At 70.0% G+C, this 17,976-nt stretch carries 15 protein-coding genes and 3 pseudogenes; 15 read left to right on the top strand and 3 right to left on the bottom strand.

From position 1 onward, the window contains the following. Positions 1 to 194 precede the first annotated feature (194 nt). Both ACFYTE_RS01090 and ACFYTE_RS01095 read left to right on the top strand, forming a co-directional pair. Positions 195 to 600 (top strand): annotated as a pseudogene (locus tag ACFYTE_RS01090) (ATP-binding protein). Positions 601 to 739: 139 nt separating this feature from the next. Then, on the top strand, positions 740 to 1,873 hold the full coding sequence (locus tag ACFYTE_RS01095; RefSeq protein ID WP_388703131.1) for a helix-turn-helix domain-containing protein: 1,134 nt from the start codon (positions 740 to 742) through the stop codon (positions 1,871 to 1,873). 142 nt (positions 1,874 to 2,015) lie between these two features. On the opposite strand, the gene ACFYTE_RS01100 is transcribed toward ACFYTE_RS01095, so the two are convergent. Next, complete coding sequence (locus tag ACFYTE_RS01100) at positions 2,016 to 3,257, bottom strand: helix-turn-helix domain-containing protein (RefSeq protein WP_388703133.1); 1,242 nt, start codon at positions 3,255 to 3,257, stop codon at positions 2,016 to 2,018. A gap of 166 nt (positions 3,258 to 3,423) precedes the next feature. Between ACFYTE_RS01100 and ACFYTE_RS01105 the strand changes: the two genes are divergently transcribed. Both ACFYTE_RS01105 and ACFYTE_RS01110 read left to right on the top strand, forming a co-directional pair. Beyond that, entirely contained in the window at positions 3,424 to 3,810 is a 387-nt protein-coding gene (locus ACFYTE_RS01105) for a DUF6415 family natural product biosynthesis protein (protein WP_388703136.1), read from the top strand. An 8-nt stretch (positions 3,811 to 3,818) separates the two neighbouring features. Beyond that, positions 3,819 to 4,049 carry a hypothetical protein gene (locus tag ACFYTE_RS01110; RefSeq protein ID WP_388703138.1) on the top strand — a complete coding sequence of 77 codons (231 nt, stop codon included), beginning with the start codon at positions 3,819 to 3,821 and terminating at the stop codon, positions 4,047 to 4,049. 117 nt (positions 4,050 to 4,166) lie between these two features. On the opposite strand, the pseudogene ACFYTE_RS01115 reads toward ACFYTE_RS01110, so the two are convergent. After that, positions 4,167 to 4,912 (bottom strand): annotated as a pseudogene (locus tag ACFYTE_RS01115) (MMPL family transporter); the annotation flags it as partial. 122 nt (positions 4,913 to 5,034) lie between these two features. On the opposite strand from ACFYTE_RS01115, the pseudogene ACFYTE_RS01120 reads away from it, so the two are divergent. Both ACFYTE_RS01120 and ACFYTE_RS01125 read left to right on the top strand, forming a co-directional pair. Further along, positions 5,035 to 5,361 (top strand): annotated as a pseudogene (locus ACFYTE_RS01120) (response regulator transcription factor); the annotation flags it as partial. 323 nt (positions 5,362 to 5,684) lie between these two features. Next, positions 5,685 to 6,458, top strand: a complete 774-nt coding sequence (locus ACFYTE_RS01125; protein WP_388703141.1) for a polysaccharide deacetylase family protein — start codon at positions 5,685 to 5,687, stop codon at positions 6,456 to 6,458. Positions 6,459 to 6,474: 16 nt separating this feature from the next. On the opposite strand, the gene ACFYTE_RS01130 is transcribed toward ACFYTE_RS01125, so the two are convergent. Further along, positions 6,475 to 7,167 carry a class I SAM-dependent methyltransferase gene (locus ACFYTE_RS01130; protein ID WP_388703144.1) on the bottom strand — a complete coding sequence of 231 codons (693 nt, stop codon included), beginning with the start codon at positions 7,165 to 7,167 and terminating at the stop codon, positions 6,475 to 6,477. Between the two features lie 155 nt (positions 7,168 to 7,322). Between ACFYTE_RS01130 and ACFYTE_RS01135 the strand changes: the two genes are divergently transcribed. From ACFYTE_RS01135 to ACFYTE_RS01175, 9 genes are all read left to right on the top strand, one after another. Next, positions 7,323 to 8,627, top strand: a complete 1,305-nt coding sequence (locus ACFYTE_RS01135; RefSeq protein ID WP_388703147.1) for an amidohydrolase — start codon at positions 7,323 to 7,325, stop codon at positions 8,625 to 8,627. Between the two features lie 244 nt (positions 8,628 to 8,871). Further along, entirely contained in the window at positions 8,872 to 9,930 is a 1,059-nt protein-coding gene (locus ACFYTE_RS01140) for a BMP family protein (RefSeq protein ID WP_388703999.1), read from the top strand. A 235-nt stretch (positions 9,931 to 10,165) separates the two neighbouring features. After that, on the top strand, positions 10,166 to 11,212 hold the full coding sequence (locus tag ACFYTE_RS01145) for a BMP family protein (RefSeq protein ID WP_388703149.1): 1,047 nt from the start codon (positions 10,166 to 10,168) through the stop codon (positions 11,210 to 11,212). A gap of 222 nt (positions 11,213 to 11,434) precedes the next feature. After that, positions 11,435 to 13,081: an ABC transporter ATP-binding protein gene (locus ACFYTE_RS01150; protein ID WP_388704002.1), complete on the top strand. Its 1,647-nt coding sequence runs from the start codon at positions 11,435 to 11,437 to the stop codon at positions 13,079 to 13,081. Beyond that, positions 13,078 to 14,199, top strand: coding sequence for an ABC transporter permease (locus tag ACFYTE_RS01155; protein WP_388703152.1), 1,122 nt, complete (start codon positions 13,078 to 13,080; stop codon positions 14,197 to 14,199). Before ACFYTE_RS01150 ends, ACFYTE_RS01155 begins: the two co-directional genes overlap by 4 nt. Next, the gene (locus tag ACFYTE_RS01160) at positions 14,199 to 15,461 is read left to right on the top strand and encodes an ABC transporter permease (RefSeq protein ID WP_388703155.1); all 1,263 of its coding nucleotides are present in this window, start codon (positions 14,199 to 14,201) and stop codon (positions 15,459 to 15,461) included. Before ACFYTE_RS01155 ends, ACFYTE_RS01160 begins: the two co-directional genes overlap by 1 nt. Next, complete coding sequence (locus ACFYTE_RS01165) at positions 15,458 to 15,859, top strand: cytidine deaminase (RefSeq protein ID WP_388703158.1); 402 nt, start codon at positions 15,458 to 15,460, stop codon at positions 15,857 to 15,859. Before ACFYTE_RS01160 ends, ACFYTE_RS01165 begins: the two co-directional genes overlap by 4 nt. Positions 15,860 to 15,924: 65 nt before the next feature. Then, positions 15,925 to 17,208: a thymidine phosphorylase gene (locus ACFYTE_RS01170; protein WP_388703161.1), complete on the top strand. Its 1,284-nt coding sequence runs from the start codon at positions 15,925 to 15,927 to the stop codon at positions 17,206 to 17,208. 97 nt (positions 17,209 to 17,305) lie between these two features. Continuing rightward, a complete protein-coding gene (locus tag ACFYTE_RS01175; protein ID WP_388703164.1) occupies positions 17,306 to 17,893 on the top strand; it encodes a Uma2 family endonuclease in 588 nt (195 codons plus the stop codon). Positions 17,894 to 17,976 lie beyond the last annotated feature (83 nt).

Raw genomic sequence — 17,976 nt, forward strand, 5'->3', positions numbered from 1 at the left:
CGCGCCCAACTTCCCTCGGGCTGTGACTCGTTCGAGCGCCAGACTATGGCAACGACTTGCATGGGACCAAAATTGGCCCCTACTGTCAGTGATGCGACGAACGCGAAGCGGAAGTGCACTGCGCTGTCCACCCATGATCGCTGCAGCAATGCCACCGCTCGCCTAATCCTTCATCCCAACGGAGTTGATGACGCATGTCCGAAACCTGGGACTACACCCTCTACATCCCCAACGACCTCAGAGCCGTCACGATCTGTCGTCGCACGCTCCGGCTGATCCTCACCCTGCATGGGCTGATCGGCCTCGTGGACACCGCGGAGCTGATGGCCGCGGAGTTGGTCTCCAATGCCGTACGGCATACCAAGGGGGCCCGCGGCGCTCAGGGTGCGTCGCTCCCCGGAGGGCGTGGTGTGGATCGGCGCCTGGGACACGGACCCCGTGCCGCCACCTCCGCCGCAATCGCGGTGTCACGCCACCGAGTTGGAGGAGGGGCGGGGGCTCGCCCTGGTGACGGCCTGCGCCGACTACTGGGGCTGGCGGCCCTCCGCCCGATTCGGGGAGCGGGGGAAGTACGTGTGGTGCGCACTTGCGGGGGCCTGAGCAGGACGGTGAACTCGGTGCGGTGGGGTTCCAAGGCGTCGGGAGATGGTCCACGGACGGGCGGAGCTTGGGGGGAGAGGCCGCTCAGAGGGCTAGGGGAGGGGTCGGCGCGGCTAGCTTGGTAGCAGGGAGGCACCGCATGAACGACCAAGCGAGACGCGCCCAGTTCGGCGCCCACCTGGCGGGCCTGCGCAAGAGCGCGGGCCTCTCGCAGCGCTCGCTGGCCCTCCGGCTGTGCGTCACCGCCGGTATCACCACACTGACGCGCAACGAAGTCTCCCGGTGGGAGCGCGGCGGGCGCATCCCGGACGCGTGGTTACCGCCACTCGCGCAGGTGCTCGGGGTGCCGCTGGACGGCCTGGAGCGGGAAGCCGCGCGGGCCCGGGGCGAAGCAGAGCCGCCAGGGTGCCCGGACCGCGAGCCGGACACCTACGTGCAGGACGCCGTGGGGTGGCTGCTCGCCCACGACGACCGCCACGGCGGGGACCACGTGGCGGACGCCGCCGTGCACGTGTGGGAGGCCGAACGGGGCCGGATCACAGGTGAGGACAAGCAGCACCTCGCCCAGGTAGCGGAGATCGGGGAAGTGGCCGGGTGGCTGCTCCACGACGCCGCCCGGTTCCGCGAGGCACGCGCCACGCTCGCGCAGGCGCACACCCTGGCCCGTCTTGCCGGGGACGGCCCGCTGGAGTGGTTCATCCTGGATCTGATCGCCATGATCGACGTGCACACCGGCCGCGCCGGTGAGGCTATGGCGATCACGGACGAGATGCTGACCGGCCGCGAACTGCCCGGCCGCGCGGCGCTCATGGCTCGCGTACGGCACGCGCGCAGCCTCGCGCAGGCCGGAGACCGGATGCGCGCCCTGGACGCCCTGGAGCGGGCCACAGGGGGACTCCAGGACTCGATACAGGCCAACGACCCCGCATTCACGTGGTGGATCGACACCACCGAAGTGGGCCTGCACACCGGGGAAACGCTGCTGAGCCTAGGAGACCCGCGCGCGGCGCTGCCGCACCTCCAACGCAGTTCGGCGGCCTCTCGCGACGGAGGCCGCCGGGAGTTCGGCAACGTGCTCGCGGAGTTGACCGCTCTGGTGCAGCTCGGAGCGTGGCGGGAGGCCGAAGCGCCGCTGCTGCGGCTCGAACCGATCTTGCGCGTGGTCACATCGTCCCGGACCCGCGTTCGCCTCCGGTCCACGCTGCGTGCCATCGGCCGGGACGCCCCGCCATGGCTCGCGGACACCGCGCACGAGGTGGCGGCTGCTGGATAGGTCGTTTACACAGCAGGAAGCCGAAGCCTCTCCGGGCGACGGCACGCCCACGCGGGGCACCACTGCTCTGCACGCTCAGACGGCAACGGCAACGGCAACGGCAACGGCAACGGCAACGGCAACGGCCGCGCCGCAGCCGCCCCTACGCGCTGAGCAGATGTCCGTGATCGTGAAGCACGTTGCGAACCGCGGGCACTCCCTCAAAATCCCGGAGCCGTTGAAGTACGACGCGAGCCCGCGACGCAGTGCGGTCGCTCTTCATGTCCACCGATGCGGAGACGATACGTCGGGCTTCCTCGGCTGCTTGCTCCGGTTCGTTGGCGTCGGCAAGGGCCACGGCAAGCCATGAGCGGTACAGGACGACCTCTCGTGCGTGCGTGGCGTCGTACCGATTCAGAACGTCAACCAACAACGGAACGGCGCGCAACGGACGGTGCAGTTCGGTGAAGACTCGGGCGTCCATCACCTCAAGCTCTTCCCTGCTCACCCAGTACGCCCACTGCGGCGCCCTGTCGTCGGCTTCTGTCAGTGCGTCGTGCGCCCGCCCGAGCGCCTGCATGGCGGGTTGCGGCTCTCCGGCGCGCGTATGAGCCCACGCCACGCGGTCGAAGAACAGCGCACGCGTCTTGGCAGGGGCGTCCCGCCCGGCTTCGTCCACGGCAGCACGGGCGAGATCAAGCCCGGCGCGCTCGTGCCCGGTATTGCTGAGTTGGTAGGCAAGGCTTCCTGCGAGGTTCGCAACCAGCGAGGGATCACCCGCCTGCCGTGTCGCTTCGATCCCGATGCGATACGCGCGCTCAGCCTGTGCGTGCTGCCCGGCGTCGCTGGCGATCCATCCAGCGATCTGGGCCAGTTCGCCGACCTGGGCCAGAAGCGTGCCGGCGACGGCTTCTGTGTGCGTGCTCTCGCGGTACAGCCGCATTGCCGCATTGAGTTCCCGGAACACGGGCGCCAAGAGGTCGCCCCCCGTCAGCACGTCGTCAGCGAGTCGAAAGCCGTGCACGCGGGCGGCGAGGCGTGCCACGTCATCGCCGCCGACGCGGCGGCCGGTCGGGGTAGCCAGTGGTGTCAGTGAATCACCGGGCGGGATCAGCTCCGAGAGGACCACGGCCGCCCCGAACGCAGGTACGTCCAACTCGCCTCGGGCGTAGGCAGCGGCCCGTTCCAGCTCCACGGCAGGAACTCCCAGGACTGCCGCGATGAACAGGAGCCAGGATTCCGGAATGCGTCCTCCGCGCTCCCATCGGGAGACGTCGTTCCGCGTGAGTGACTGCGTGTCCGAGACCGTGCACAGCATGGCGGCAAGCTGCCTCTGACTCTTATGAGCATCCCGCCTCAGCCGTGCCAAGTACGCCCCGAACTGCCGTCGCCGTTCAGTCGTCACCCGCTGGCCCCCTCTCCCGTCCAGTGTGGCCCCTCCCTGGCCCCCTGTGCGGCTCCTCTCCCAGTTCTGCCCCGAACGATTCGATGGAGCTTCCGGACATGCCGGACCCCCGCGACCGTGGCGACGGTCCGGGGGCGTGGCCAACGCTTTGAGGGAGCGCCGACACATGAAAGCTACAGCCCGCCCGCCCGCCGTGGCAGGGCAGGATCGAACCCCGCCGGACGTTGCCACGATGCGGGCCACGGCGGCCCTGCTGCTCGGCCCGGATGACAGCCCCGACGTCCTGCCGCCGGCCCCTGCGGACGTGGACACGCTCATCGCCGCACTGCGCAGTCACTTGGAGCTGATCACCCCCCAGGTCGAGGAGGCGGCCGGGAAGCTGGCGAAGGAGAGCACCCCCCGGTACTGCGCGCTGGCGTGTGTGGGCGAGGCGCGCGGGAAGCTGAGTGCCCGGCCCGGTCCCGGAGCGTACGGAACTGTCGCGTACGCGCGCCGTCTGGCCCGCGTGCTGGAGGCTCTGTGCGCGCACCACGAGACCCTGGGCGAGGTGTGATACCCCCCTTGACCGGGAGCGTATGCAGCATCTGCGAGGAGACGAACACCGGCCCGGGCGCCACCGTCTACCTCGGCCATGAGGAGGCCGCCAGCGGACCGGGCTGGGCGTACTGGGCGCATCCCGACTGCGCCGAGCTGGTGCCTGCGGGCTTCGCCTCGGTCGCCGTGGCCTGTGCCCAGGCGAGGGCCGCCTACATGCAGTCCCGGAGGCAGAAGTCACGGCGAAGGCCGCCGTGAACCGCTCCCGGCGAGGAGCCACACGCATCATTGCTCAGATACGGCATCCGACTCCGTCCCGCCGTATCCCAACCAGGCCGCCCGAGAAAGAGGCGCGTTCCAGCAACCGTGCGCGGGTCAGCTCTGCTCGGGGCGCTCGATGGACATCTTGGGCAGTTTCCGGGCCAGCGGTGCAGGCAGCCACCAGGCCCACTTGCCGAGCATCTGCATGACGGCAGGAACGATCAGGCAGCGGATGACCACGGCGTCGAGCAGGATGGCGACGGCCAGGCCGAGCGTACGGATTGCGAGGGGTCCTTGGTGCGGATCCACTCTTCGTGGATGCGCGAGACGAGAAAGACCTCGTAGTCCATCGACAACCCGAAGACGATCGCGAAGATCAGCGCTGGGATGAAGGCTTCGACAGGGCCCGGCTGGGCGCCGAACCAGCCGTGCTGGAACACCAGGGTGATCACGCCGAGTGCGGCGGAGATGGACAGCAGGTTCAGGACTGCTGCCTTGACGGGGATCCAGACGGACCGGAAGACCAGCAGGAGCAGGAGCGAGGAGACACCGACGACGACGGCGACGAACCCGGGCAGCCGGTAGGCGAGTGTTTCGGAGACGTCCTGGGAGGCGGCGGTGGCACCGCCGACCAACACCTCGGCCCTGGTGGTGTGTTCCAGGGGCGGGGCCAGATCGTCGCGCAGGTGGTGGACGAGGTCCACGGTCCCCTCGGCCTGGGGAGAGGTCGTGGGATAGACGAAGACGGTGGACAGGGCGCCGTCCGCGGAGGGCAGCGCGGGGCTGGCCTCGGCGACGCCCTCGGTGGTGGCGAGCTTGGCCCGGACGGTACTGACTCGGCTCCCTGCAGGGCCTCGCCCTCGCGGTGGCCATCACCGTCCTGGTCACCATGGCCGCCTCCCTGGTGCTCTGTGCCGGCCTGGACATACGTGTCGAGCGGAGCGGAGCCCGCGCACCGCTGCCCGCAGCGGTGGCCCTCGCCGCGGTCCGCGTCGCCGCGCGAGGCGACGCGCTCATCAGCCCCTCCATCACGCGCCGGCTCATCGCCGAATTCGCCGACCGCCCGGACAACTCCCGCGAACCCGACCCCCGCCTCGACGCCCTGACCAGCCGCGAGCGCGAGGTCATGCGACTGATCGCCGCCGGCCGAACCAACGACGAGATCGCCACGCAACTGGTGGTCTCCCCGCTGACCGCCAAGACCCATGTCAGCCGCATCATGGCCAAACTCGGCGCCCGCGACCGATCCCAAGTCGTGGTCATGGCCTACGAGTACCGCATGGTCAGCCCCGGTTGGCTCCAAGACTGAAGCCACGCCTGCCGCCGGCGTCGGTACCGGGCCGGCCGTGCTTCGGGTGGACTCCGCCCCAACGTCCAAGGATGGGCAGATGCGTTGGAGGTCTGTCCCGGGTGGCGGGCCTCCGCGTGGTTCGGGGCGGAGGCAAGTGTGTGCGGGGTGAACTCGCGGTGGCCTGAGCAAGCGCGGCTCATCCCGGCGGAGTTGTCCGCGAACTTCCCCGGAAGTGTCCGCGGTCGGTAACAGACGCATCCCCCGGGCGCCGTCCGTCGTCCTGTCATGTGGTCGGACGGCGACCAGGGACCGGCGAGTAACTGCGGGAAAGCGGGGCGGGTATGACACGGCACGGCGCCAAGCGGGGCTGGTACGGCAAGCTGGTCGGGGCGGCGCTCGGCGTGACGGTGCTGGCCGCCGGTGCCTCGGTATGGACCGCGCAGGCCGGTGCCGTCGGCAGCCCGTCGCCCCGTGCCTCCGCGTCGGCCACGCCGGGCGGCGATGTCACGCCGGTGGATGTGACCATCGTGCACGCCTCGGACAAGGGGGAGCGCGGCGTCAACATCACCATCGACGACGGCCCCGACCCCGTGTGGACCCCTCAGGTGCTGGACGTGCTGCGGGAGAACGGGGTGAAGGCCACGTTCTGCATGGTGGGGCCGCAGGCGCAGGCCCACCCGGACCTGGTGAAGAAGGTGGTGGCGGCCGGTCACCGGCTGTGCGACCACACGGTGTCGCACGACACCGCCATGGACACCAAGTCCCAGGCGTTCCAGTCGCAGCAGATACTCGACGCCGAACGCATGATCACCGAGGCGTCCGGGGGCGTACGGCCGATGTACTACCGGGCACCCGGCGGGGCCTTCACCCCGTACAGCCGCAAACTGGCCGCCTCCCGGGGCATGCGCCCGCTGGGCTGGAACGTGGACACCAAGGACTTCGAGCTGCCGGGTACGGATGCCATCGTCGCCACCGTCGAGCGGGAGCTGCCGGGCGGGCCGACGCTCCTCTTCCACGACGCGGGCGGCGACCGCTCCCAGACCGTCGAGGCCCTGCGCCGTATCCTCCCCTGGCTCAAGGAGCAGGGCCGCTCCTTCGGCTTCCCGGTGCGCTGAACCCCGGCACCGCGGGCTAGGCCGCCCGGGGCTTGCGGGCCAGGATGAAGGCCCGGGGGAGTTTCCGCTCGGACTCGGGCTCGCGCAGGACGCGGGCGCGGGGCTCCAGTCCCGCCGCCGCGAGCAGAGCGCAGACGGTCTCCGGCGTGCGCCGGTGGAAGTCGAGCGAGATCTCGTGGCCGTAGCGCTCGGTGAGGTGCGTACGGCCGTCCTCGTCACCGGAGTCGCCGGACTGGAACCCCAGCAGCACCTGGCCGCCCGGCACCAGCGTGCGGCGCATTTCCGCGAACGCGGTCGGCAGGTGCTCGTCGGGCACATGGATGGTCGAGTAGAGCGCGAGCACGCCGCCGAGGGTCCCGTCCGGCAGGTCCAGGCGCGTCATGGAGCCGACGTGGAAGCGGAGGCCGGGGTGTGCCGCACGGGCCGGCGCGACCATGCGCGGGGAGAGGTCTATCCCGAACACCGGCACGCCCAGTGCGTGCAGCCGGGCGGTGACGTGTCCGGGGCCGCTGCCGAGGTCGGCGACCGGGGCGGGGCCGAGTAGTCCCGGGCGGAACGGGTGGCCTGGAGGAAATCCGGGGTGGGGTCGGTCACGTCGGCGCAGGCTACCGGCGCCGTGGCCTGCGGGGCGGAGGTTTCGGTGGGTGGACGCCCCGGTCCCGGGGAAGTCGGACATGGTATCCGTGGAGGGAGCAACCGTTGGGTTCATGATCGACACGGTCGGCGGACGGGTGAGTTTACCCACCCTTGTCGACGGCTATGCGGCCAGTGGTCAGATTTTCTTCGCCTAACGGGCTGAAGTTTTGTTGATCGAGGGGTAGTTGACCGACTGGTCGGCATACCCTTCAGAGGGTGAACCAACTGATGTCCACAGAGTCCGAGGCCGATCTTCCCGAGGATGCCGTGCTCCCCGGCACGCTGAGCGAGGCGCTCTACGCCGAGCTGGTGACGTTCCGGCGCGACCTGCACATGCACCCCGAACTCGGCAACCAGGAGTTCCGTACGACCGCGGCGATCAAGGCCCGGCTCGAACAGGCCGGGCTCGAACCCCGCGTCCTGCCCCTCGGAACCGGTCTCGTCTGTGACATCGGCGTGGGGCAGGAAGCCGCCCCCGGCTCCGCCCCCGCCTCAGCCTCCGAGCCCGCCCCCGTCTCGGCCTCCGGCTCCGCCGCGGCCCCCGGGCCCACCCCCGGTTCCGTCCTCGCCCTGCGCGCCGACATCGACGCCCTGCCCATCCCGGACACCAAGAGCGAGTGCGCCTACCGGTCGACCGTGCCGGACCGCGCCCACGCCTGCGGGCACGACGTGCACACCACCGTGGTGCTGGGCACCGGTCTGGTCCTCGCCGAGCTGCACCGGCAGGGCCTGCTGCCGCGGCCCGTCCGGCTGATCTTCCAGCCCGCCGAGGAGGTGCTGCCCGGCGGCGCCGCCGATGCCATCGAGTCCGGCGTGCTCGACGGGGTGGGGCGGATCATCGCCGTGCACTGCGACCCGCGGGTGGACGCCGGCCGGATCGGGCTGCGGCAGGGCGCGATCACCAGCGCCTGCGACCGGCTGGAAGTGGCCCTCGACGGGCCCGGTGGACACACCGCCCGGCCGCACCTCACCACCGACCTGGTGACCGCCACGGCCCGGGTCGCCGTCGACGTACCCGCGCTGGTGGCCCGGCGGGTGGACAGCCGTGGCGGGCTCGCCGTGACCTGGGGGCGGATCGAGTCGGGGCACGCGCCGAACGTGATCCCGCAGCACGCCGAACTGTCGGGCACCGTGCGCTGCCTGGACCTCGCGGCCTGGCGGCTGGCCCCCGACGTGGTGCACGCCGCCATCGACGAGATCGCGACGCTGCACCGGGCGAAGTCGGAGATCACCTATGTGCGCGGGGTGCCGCCCGTCGTCAACGATCCGGCGGTGACCGAACTGCTGCGGGACGCCATGGTCGCGCGGCGCGGCGCGGAGTCAGTCGAGGGCACCGAGCAGAGCCTGGGCGGCGAGGACTTCTCCTGGTACCTGGAGCATGTCCCGGGGGCCATGGCCCGGCTCGGTGTGCGGCCGCCCGGCGAGCGCCAGGTGCGCGATCTGCACCAGGGCGACTTCGACGTGGACGAGTACGCCATCGCGGTGGGTGTGGAGCTGTTCACCGCCGCCGCCCTGCTCGACGCGGGACGGTAGCGCGCGGACCGAAGGGGTGCCGGACCGGCACCCCTTCGTCCCCTTGTGTCACCCGGGCGTAACCGGTGACGCGTGGTGGTAACCCAGGGGCGGCACGAATCGATAACGGCGGGGTGCAATCCCGTTCCTCTCCCCTTCTACGCGCGTTACTGTGCGCCGGAATCGCCACCAGAGGCGGCAGGTCGGGGAAGAAGCGGACCGGTGACGGTGCCGTGGGGACAAAGGGGTGCTTGCTGTGCGTCTGATCTCTCGGAGGACGAGGTTCTCCCACGTTGCGGCGACCGTCGCGGTCGTCGCCCTCGCGGCCGCCGGATGCGGCAAGTCCAGCAGCGATTCCGCCGGCTCGTCCGACGACGGCACGTACTCGGGCAAGGGCATCGGTCTGGCGTACGACGTCGGCGGCAAGGGTGACCAGTCGTTCAACGACGCCGCCTACGCCGGGCTTCAGAAGGCCGAGAAGGAGTTCAAGATCGGCGGGCGGGACATCGAGCCGCAGGACGGCGAGTCCGACGCGGACAAGGTGCAGCGCCTGGAGACGCTGGCCAAGCAGGGTTACAACCCGATCATCGGGGTCGGCTACTCCTACGCGCCGGCCGTGAAGGAGGTCGCGGCGAAGTACCCGAAGGTCACCTTCGGCATCGTCGACGACGACACGATCAAGGCGAAGAACGTCGCCGACATGGTCTTCCACGAGGAGCAGGCGTCGTACCTGGCGGGTGTGGCCGCGGCCAAGACCACCAAGAAGAACCACATCGGTTTCGTCGGTGGCGTGGACATCCCGCTGATCCACAAGTTCGAGGCCGGGTTCATCCAGGGCGCGCAGTCGGTCAACCCGAAGATCAAGATCGAGAAGCAGTATCTGACGCAGACCGCGCAGGAGGGCGGCTTCTCCAGCCCCGACAAGGGCAAGGACGCGGCCAACGGCCAGGTCGAGGTCGGCGCGGACGTCATCTATCACGCGGCCGGTCTCTCCGGGCAGGGCGTCATCCAGGCCGCAGCCGAGCACAAGGTGTGGGCGATCGGCGTCGACTCCGACCAGTACGGGCAGTCCGCGCTGGCCAAGTACAAGGACTACATCCTCGGATCGGCCCTGAAGAACGTCGGCGGTGCCGTGTACGACCTCGCCAAGTCCGTCGTCGACGGCAAGCCGCTCAGCGGCGAGGTGCGCGGCGACCTCAAGTCCGGCGGGGTGGGCTTCGCGGACAGCAACCCGAAGTACCAGGCGATGAAGGACGTCGTCGCTGCCGTGGACAAGGCCGAGCAGGACATCGTCGGCGGCAAGGTGACCGTCAACACCCAGTGATCAACACCCGGTGATCCCGCGGCGCCGCGCGGCCGGCCCGGCCGCGCGGACATCGCCGCAGCGTGCGCGCCCCTTGCCATCCGCAAGGGCGCACCGCTGTGTGTCAATACGGCCCCGACTGCGGCCACAGCTCGGTAACGGACCGGACAGAAGGGGTTTTCCGTCTGGTCTACGCGCGTTACGCTGCGGCGGAATCAGCGCCTGTATGGGCGCTTGTACGAAGGAGTCTCGTTCCATGCGCCGGGTGTCCCGTATCGCGGTTGCAGGCGTTGCAACCGCAGCTCTCGCCGTCACCGTTTCCGCCTGCGGCAGCTCGTCCACCTCGTCCAAGGACGGTGGGGAGTCCAAGGGCATCGGTCTGGCGTACGACGTCGGCGGCAAGGGTGACCAGTCGTTCAACGACGCCGCCTACGCCGGCCTTCAGAAGGCCGAGAAGGAGTTCGGCGTCAGCGGCCGGGACATCGAGCCGCAGGACGGCGAGTCCGACGCGGACAAGGTGCAGCGCCTGGAGACGCTGGCCAAGCAGGGCTACAACCCGATCATCGGGGTCGGCTACTCCTACGCCCCGGCCGTGAAGGAGGTCGCGGCGAAGTACCCGAAGGTCACCTTCGGCATCGTCGACGACGACACGATCAAGGCGAAGAACGTCGCCGACATGGTCTTCCACGAGGAGCAGGCGTCGTACCTGGCGGGTGTGGCCGCGGCCAAGACCACCAAGAAGAACCACATCGGTTTCGTCGGCGGTGTGGACATCCCGCTGATCCACAAGTTCGAGGCCGGGTTCATCCAGGGCGCGCAGTCGGTCAACCCGAAGATCAAGATCGAGAAGCAGTATCTGACGGAGACCGCGCAGGAGGGCGGCTTCTCCAGCCCGGACAAGGGCGAGAACGCCGCGAACGGTCAGATCGACGCCGGTGCCGATGTCGTCTACCACGCGGCCGGTCTCTCCGGGCAGGGCGTCATCAAGGCCGCCGCCGCGCACAAGGTGTGGGCGATCGGCGTCGACTCCGACCAGTACGAGCAGTCCGCGCTGGCCAAGTACAAGGACTACATCCTGACCTCGGCGCTGAAGAACGTCGAGGGCGCGGTGTACGACCTCGCCCAGTCCGTGATCAAGGACAAGAAGCCGCTCTCGGGCGAGATCCGCGGCTCCCTGGACAACGGCGGCGTGGGCCTCGCGGACACCAACCCGACGTTCAAGGGCAACGCCGACCTCCAGGCCGCGATCAAGAAGGCCGAGGACGGCATCAAGGACGGCAGCATCAAGGTCAAGACCTCCTGACCGAGGGGTCCGGCGTTGTCCGGGGCATGGTCAAAAGAGCGCTGTAATGGCAGCGTTACGGCCACGGAACGGGGTGCGGGGAGGATGACCTCTCCGTGCCCCGTTCGCACGGCAGAATGCTCGGAACGGATCGAGTGCGAAAAAGGCCGACCGGTTCCGAGCACTATTTAAAGTAGGGGCGCTACGCGCGTAGAGAGGCCCCTTTCCCGAGGAGAGTGCGCCATCGACGCGTCCAGCAGCCCTCCGCCCACCACTCCGACGACAGCCGCGGTGCAGCTTGCGGGCATCACCAAACGATTCCCGGGTGTCGTCGCCAACCACGACATCCACCTGACCGTCCACAAGGGCACCGTGCACGCCCTCGTCGGCGAGAACGGCGCCGGCAAGTCGACCCTGATGAAGATCCTCTACGGCATGCAGAAGCCGGACGAGGGCACCATCTCCGTGGACGGCGAGCAGGTCGCCTTCGGCAGCCCCGCCGACGCCATCGCGCGCGGCATCGGCATGGTCCACCAGCACTTCATGCTGGCGGACAACCTGACCGTCCTGGAGAACGTGGCGCTCGGCAGCGAGAAGCTGTACGGCATCGGCGGCGCCGCCCGCAGGAAGATCAAGGAGATCTCCGACCGGTACGGCCTGGGCGTCCGCCCGGACGCGCTGGTGGAGGACCTGGGCGTCGCCGACCGGCAGCGGGTGGAGATCCTCAAGGTCCTCTACCGCGGCGCCAGGACCCTGATCCTCGACGAGCCCACCGCCGTCCTCGTACCGCAGGAGGTCGACGCGCTCTTCGACAACCTGCGGGAACTCAAGGCCGAGGGCCTGTCCGTCATCTTCATCTCGCACAAGCTGGGCGAGGTGCTGTCCGTCGCGGACGACATCACCGTCATCCGGCGCGGTACCACGGTCGGCACCGCGATCCCCGCCGAGACCACCTCGCGCCAGCTCGCCGAGATGATGGTCGGCAGCGAACTGCCCACCCCGGAGACCGCCGAGTCCACCGTCACCGACCGGGTCGTGCTGGAGGTGGAGAACCTCACCGTCTACGCCGGCGGCGCCTCCCTCGGCGCGGAGGCCGAGCCCGCCGGCGACGGGCTCGCCACCTTCGCGGGCGCGGGCGAGGCCAAGCGCGTCCTCGACGACGTCTCCTTCACCATCCGCGCCGGTGAGGTCATGGGCATCGCCGGCGTGGAGGGCAACGGGCAGACCGAGCTGATCGACGCGCTGATCGGCACCAAGAACGCCGACTTCGGCCGGATCCGCTTCCTGGGCGAGGACATCACCCCCTGGCCCACCCGCAGGCGCCGCGAGTCCGGCGTCGGCTACATCCCCGAGGACCGCCACCGCCAGGGCCTGCTGCTGGAATCCCCGCTGTGGGAGAACCGCATCCTCGGCCACGTCACCGAGAAGCCCAACGCCAAGGGCTTCTGGCTCGACCCCAAGGGCGCCCAGGCCGACACCCGCCGGATCGTCGAGGCGTACGACGTCCGCACCCCCGGCATCGACGTCACCGCGGCCTCGCTGTCCGGCGGCAACCAGCAGAAGCTGATCGTCGGCCGCGAGATGAGCCACGACCCGAAGTTCCTGATCGCCGCCCACCCCACCCGCGGCGTGGACGTCGGCGCCCAGGCCCAGATCTGGGACCGCATCCGCGAGGCCCGCCGCGAGGGCCTGGCCGTGCTGCTGATCTCCGCCGACCTGGACGAGCTGATCGGACTGTCGGACACCCTGCGGGTGATCTACGACGGCAGGCTGGTCGCGGACGCCGACCCGGCCGCCATCACCCCGGAGGAACTGGGCTCGGCCATGACGGGTGCCGCCTCCGGCCACCTCGAACACGCAAGCGCCGGTCCGGAGGACGAGGCCCCATGAAGAAGTTCGACAAGGAGCGGGTGCTCCTCGCGGTGGCCGGACCGGTCATCGCGCTCGTCCTCGCGATCGCGCTGACCTCGATCGTGCTGCTCGCCTCGGGGAAGAACCCGTTCGAGCCGTACCGGCTGATGCTGGAGCAGCTGCCCTACTCGGACATCCAGGTCCTGATCGTCAACCAGGCGTCCCTGTACTACATCGCCGCGCTCGCGGTCGCCCTCGGCTTCCGGATGAACCTGTTCAACATCGGCGTCGACGGCCAGTACCGGCTCGCCGCGGTGATGACCGCCGTCGTCGGTGCGAACGTCGCCCTGCCGGGCTTCCTGCAGATACCGCTGCTCCTGCTGGTCGCCATCTGCACCGGCGCCTTCTGGGCCGGCATCGCGGGCGTCCTGAAGGTCACCCGGGGCGTCAGCGAGGTCGTCGCCACGATCATGCTGAACTCCATCGCGACCTCGCTCATCGGCTATGTCACCCTCGCCGACGTCTGGGGCGTCCAGGTCGGCAACAACATGACGACCGGTGTCATGGAGAAGTCCGGCTGGTTCCCGGGCATCGACCTGGGTTCAGACGTCGGCGAGATCTACGGCCTGGTCTTCCTCGCCGTGCTGCTGGGCGTCCTGTACCGGATCGTCCTCAACCGCACCCGGTTCGGCTTCGACCTGCGCGCCACCGGCGCCTCCGAGACCGCCGCCGCGGCCTCCGGCGTCAACGCCAAGCGGATGGTGCTGATGTCCATGCTGATCTCCGGCGCGGTCGCGGGCCTGTCCGGCCTGCCGCTGCTGCTCGGCGACACCCACACCTACAGCCTGAGCTTCCCGGCGGGCCTCGGCTTCACCGCCATCGGCATCGCCCTGCTCGGCCGCAACCACCCCGGCGGCATCGCCCTCGCCGCCCTGCTGTGGGCCTTCCTCGACAAGGCCTCGCCCGCCCTCGACTACGCGACCCCGGTGGCGTACGAGAAGGAGATCGCCACGATCATGCAGGGCCTGATCGTCTTCGCGGTCGTCATCTCGTACGAGGCCGTACGCCAGTGGGGTCTGCGCCGCCAGCAGCGCCAGGTCGGCGCCGAGCTGGCCGCCGCCGCCCGCAACGTCAAGAAGGAAGAGGTGGCGGCCTGATGAGCACCGCGACCGTCGCGAAGCCGAAGGCGAAGCAGCCCGCCAGGGGCGGCCGCCGCCTGTCGCTCCCGGTACTCCTGCTGGTCATCGCGGGCGTCCTGGTGCTGACCTCGATCGTCCGCCTCGTCACCGGCGCCGACGGCATCACCTCGACCGGCCAGATGTCCACCGCCCTGCGCCTCGCCGTGCCGATCGGCCTCGCGGGCCTCGGCGGCCTGTGGGCCGAGCGCTCCGGCGTCGTCAACATCGGCCTCGAAGGCATGATGATCCTCGGCACCTGGTTCGGCGCCTGGGCCGGCTACCAGTGGGGCCCGTGGACCGGTGTGCTCTTCGGCGTGATCGGCGGTGCCCTCGGCGCCGTGCTGCACGCCATCGCCACCGTCACCTTCAACGTCAACCACATCGTCTCCGGTGTGGCCCTCAACATCCTCGCCCTCGGCACCACCCGCTATCTGTCGAAGTTCACCTTCGCCGACGCGCCGCAGGGCTCCGCCAAGCAGTCCCCGCCGATCAGCTCGCTGGGCAGCTTCGACATCCCCGGCCTGTCCGGCTGGCTTGACACCCTCAACCAGAAGCACTGGTTCCTCGTCTCGGACATCGCGGGACTGCTCGGCGGGCTGGTCACCGACCTGTCGCCGCTCACCGTCATCGCGGTGGCGCTGGTGCCGCTCAGCTGGTGGGTGCTGTGGCGCACGGCCTTCGGTCTGCGGCTGCGGTCCTGCGGCGAGAACCCGGTGGCGGCCGAGTCCCTCGGCGTCAACGTCTACAAGTACAAGTACATCGCGGTGATCATCTCGGGCGGCTTCGCGGGCCTCGGCGGCGCGTTCCTGTCCATCGTCGCCTCGAACGTGTACCTGGACGGCCAGACGGCCGGCCGCGGCTACATCGGCCTCGCCGCGATGATCTTCGGTAACTGGATGCCGGGCGGCCTCGCGCTGGGCGCCGGCCTGTTCGGCTACACCGACAGCCTCAACCTGCGCGGCGGCACGGTGAACGTGCACGCGCTGATCCTGCTCCTCGCCATCCTGCTGGTGTTCGGCGCGGCCTACCTCGCCTGGCGCAAGCGGTACGTACCGGCCGTCGTCACCGCCGTGATCGCGGCCCTGATGTTCGTCTGGTACGCCACCACCAACGAGGTCCCGCGCCAGCTCGTCACCGCCACCCCCTACCTCGTCACCCTGCTCGTGCTGTCGCTGTCCGCGCAGTCCCTGCGGATGCCGAAGGCGGACGGCCTGCCGTACCGGAAGGGACAAGGCAAGTGACCGGGCCCGCCGCCGTCGACTGGGAGGCGCTGCGCGCCGAGGCGCGGGAGGCCATGACCCACGCTTACGCCCCCTACTCGGGCTACCCCGTCGGGGCGGCGGCCCTCGTCGACGACGGGCGCACGGTCTCCGGCTGCAACGTCGAGAACGCCTCCTACGGTCTCGGCCTGTGCGCCGAGTGCGGCCTTGTCTCCGCACTGCGGCGCACCGGCGGCGGCCGGCTCACGCACTTCACCTGCGTGGACGGCACGGGCGCGCTGCTCGTGCCGTGCGGCCGCTGCCGCCAGCTGCTGTACGAGTTCGGCGGGTCCGGGCTGCTCCTGGACACCCCCGAGGGCGTCCTGCCGCTGTCCCGGATGCTGCCCCAGGCCTTCGGCCCCGACCACCTCACCAAGTAACTCCCGTGCGGCCCCTTCGACCTGGCTCGGGGGCCGCACCCCTGCGCAACTCCGGAAGGAAGGCCATGGCCATGGACGCCGTCTCCGTCATCCGCACCAAGCGGGACCGCGGAGAGCTGACCGACGAGCAGATCGACTGGGTCATCGACGCCTACACCCGCGGGGAGGTCGCCGACGAACAGATGTCCGCGCTCGCGATGGCCATCCTGCTCAACGGCATGAACCGGCGCGAGATCGCCCGCTGGACCGCCGCGATGATCGCCTCCGGCGAGCGCATGGACTTCTCCTCGCTGTCCCGCCCGACCGCCGACAAGCACTCCACCGGAGGCGTCGGCGACAAGATCACGCTGCCGCTGGCGCCCCTGGTGGCGGCCTGCGGGGCCGCCGTGCCCCAGCTGTCCGGCCGCGGCCTCGGCCACACCGGCGGCACCCTCGACAAGCTGGAGTCCATCCCCGGCTGGCGGGCGCTGCTCTCCAACGAGGAGATGCTGAACGTCCTCGACACCACCGGCGCGGTGATCTGCGCGGCAGGAGACGGCCTGGCCCCCGCGGACAAGAAGCTGTACGCGCTGCGGGACGTCACCGGCACGGTCGAGGCGATCCCCCTGATCGCCTCCTCGATCATGTCGAAGAAGATCGCCGAGGGCACCGGCTCGCTCGTGCTGGACGTCAAGGTGGGCACCGGCGCCTTCATGAAGACCATCGAGGACGCCCGCGAGCTGGCCTCGACCATGGTCGGCCTCGGCACCGACCACGGAGTGCGGACCATCGCGCTCCTGACGGACATGGCGACCCCGCTCGGCCGCACGGCCGGCAACGCCCTGGAGGTCCGCGAGTCCGTCGAGGTGCTGGCCGGCGGCGGCCCCGCGGACGTGGTGGAGCTGACCCTCGCCCTGGCCCGGGAGATGCTGGCCGCGGCGGGCATCACGGACGCCGACCCGGCGAAGGCGCTGGCCGACGGCTCCGCCATGGACGTCTGGCGCCGGATGATCGCGGCCCAGGGCGGCGACCCCGACGCCCCGCTGCCCACGTCGCGCGAACAGCACATCGTCACCGCCCCGGCCGGCGGTGTCCTCACCCGCCTCGACGCCTACGACATCGGCGTCGCCGCCTGGCGCCTCGGCGCGGGCCGCGCCCGCAAGGAGGACCCGGTGCAGGCGGCGGCGGGCGTCGAACTGCACGCCAAGCCGGGCGACGAGGTGACCGAGGGCCAGCCCCTGCTGACCCTGCACACGGACACCCCGGAGCGCTTCGCGTACGCGCTCCAGGCGGTGGAGGGTTCCTACGACATCGCGGCGCCGGGTACGGCCTTCACGGCGTCGCCCGTGGTGCTGGAACGTATCGCCTGACCTGCGGTTTCCCCGTTCGGGTGAACGGGATCGGTGGACCGACACCGGTCCCGTTCGGCATGCTGGGATCGGTGACGCACCGATAGGAGATACCGCCATGAGCGCACTCACCGTCAGCCAGAACCCTGACCAGACCTGGGACGACCTCGTTCGGTACTGGGAGGAGATGGAATGGCCCGAGGGCAGCAAGGTGGAGATCATCGAGGGGATCATCACCGTGTCACCTTCTCCCGCGTACCGTCACAACGTGGCCGCGGCCCGTATCCAACGTCGCATCTATTCCGTGATCCCGGACGATTGGGAGATCTTCCAGACACAGGCGATCGCCGTACCGTCACGCCTGGGCATGCTCGTCCCGGACCTGGTGGTGACTCCTCTGCTGCAGGACTGCCGGGAGGTGGACTCTCATATCCCAGCAGCCCTGGCCGAACTGGTAGTCGAGGTGACGTCCAAGTCCAACGCCCGCCACGACCGCGTCACCAAAGCCGCCGCCTACGCCACCGCGGGCATCCCGTTCTACCTGCTCGTCGACCGTTGGGCCCACGGCGGCCCCACCGTGACGCTCTACGGAGAGCCGAAGGGCGATGTCTACCGGGTTCTGAGCGCCGTGAAGTTCGGTGATCCCATCACGCTGCCGGAGCCGTTCGGCGTCACGATCGACACCGGAGAGTTCCCGGCCGAGTAACGCCGCGCGGTAACGCCCTTGGGCGCCGATGAGTTGGGGGTGTTCCGGCGGTCTGACAGTACGTGGATGCCAGGACACCCGCC

This window comes from Streptomyces sp. NPDC004629, assembly GCF_042873595.1.
GTDB lineage: Bacteria > Actinomycetota > Actinomycetes > Streptomycetales > Streptomycetaceae > Streptomyces.

What these genes read in the sequence shown, in the direction of transcription:
- ACFYTE_RS01145 (WP_388703149.1), top strand. Translation starts at nt 10,166, where the DNA reads ATGCGCCGGGTGTCCCGTATCGCGGTTGCAGGCGTTGCAACCGCAGCT.
- ACFYTE_RS01175 (WP_388703164.1), top strand. Translation starts at nt 17,306, where the DNA reads ATGAGCGCACTCACCGTCAGCCAGAACCCTGACCAGACCTGGGACGAC.
- ACFYTE_RS01155 (WP_388703152.1), top strand. Translation starts at nt 13,078, where the DNA reads ATGAAGAAGTTCGACAAGGAGCGGGTGCTCCTCGCGGTGGCCGGACCG.
- ACFYTE_RS01095 (WP_388703131.1), top strand. Translation starts at nt 740, where the DNA reads ATGAACGACCAAGCGAGACGCGCCCAGTTCGGCGCCCACCTGGCGGGC.
- ACFYTE_RS01125 (WP_388703141.1), top strand. Translation starts at nt 5,685, where the DNA reads ATGACACGGCACGGCGCCAAGCGGGGCTGGTACGGCAAGCTGGTCGGG.
- ACFYTE_RS01105 (WP_388703136.1), top strand. Translation starts at nt 3,424, where the DNA reads ATGAAAGCTACAGCCCGCCCGCCCGCCGTGGCAGGGCAGGATCGAACC.
- ACFYTE_RS01135 (WP_388703147.1), top strand. Translation starts at nt 7,323, where the DNA reads ATGTCCACAGAGTCCGAGGCCGATCTTCCCGAGGATGCCGTGCTCCCC.
- ACFYTE_RS01160 (WP_388703155.1), top strand. Translation starts at nt 14,199, where the DNA reads ATGAGCACCGCGACCGTCGCGAAGCCGAAGGCGAAGCAGCCCGCCAGG.
- ACFYTE_RS01170 (WP_388703161.1), top strand. Translation starts at nt 15,925, where the DNA reads ATGGCCATGGACGCCGTCTCCGTCATCCGCACCAAGCGGGACCGCGGA.
- ACFYTE_RS01130 (WP_388703144.1), bottom strand. Translation starts at nt 7,167, where the DNA reads ATGAACCCAACGGTTGCTCCCTCCACGGATACCATGTCCGACTTCCCC.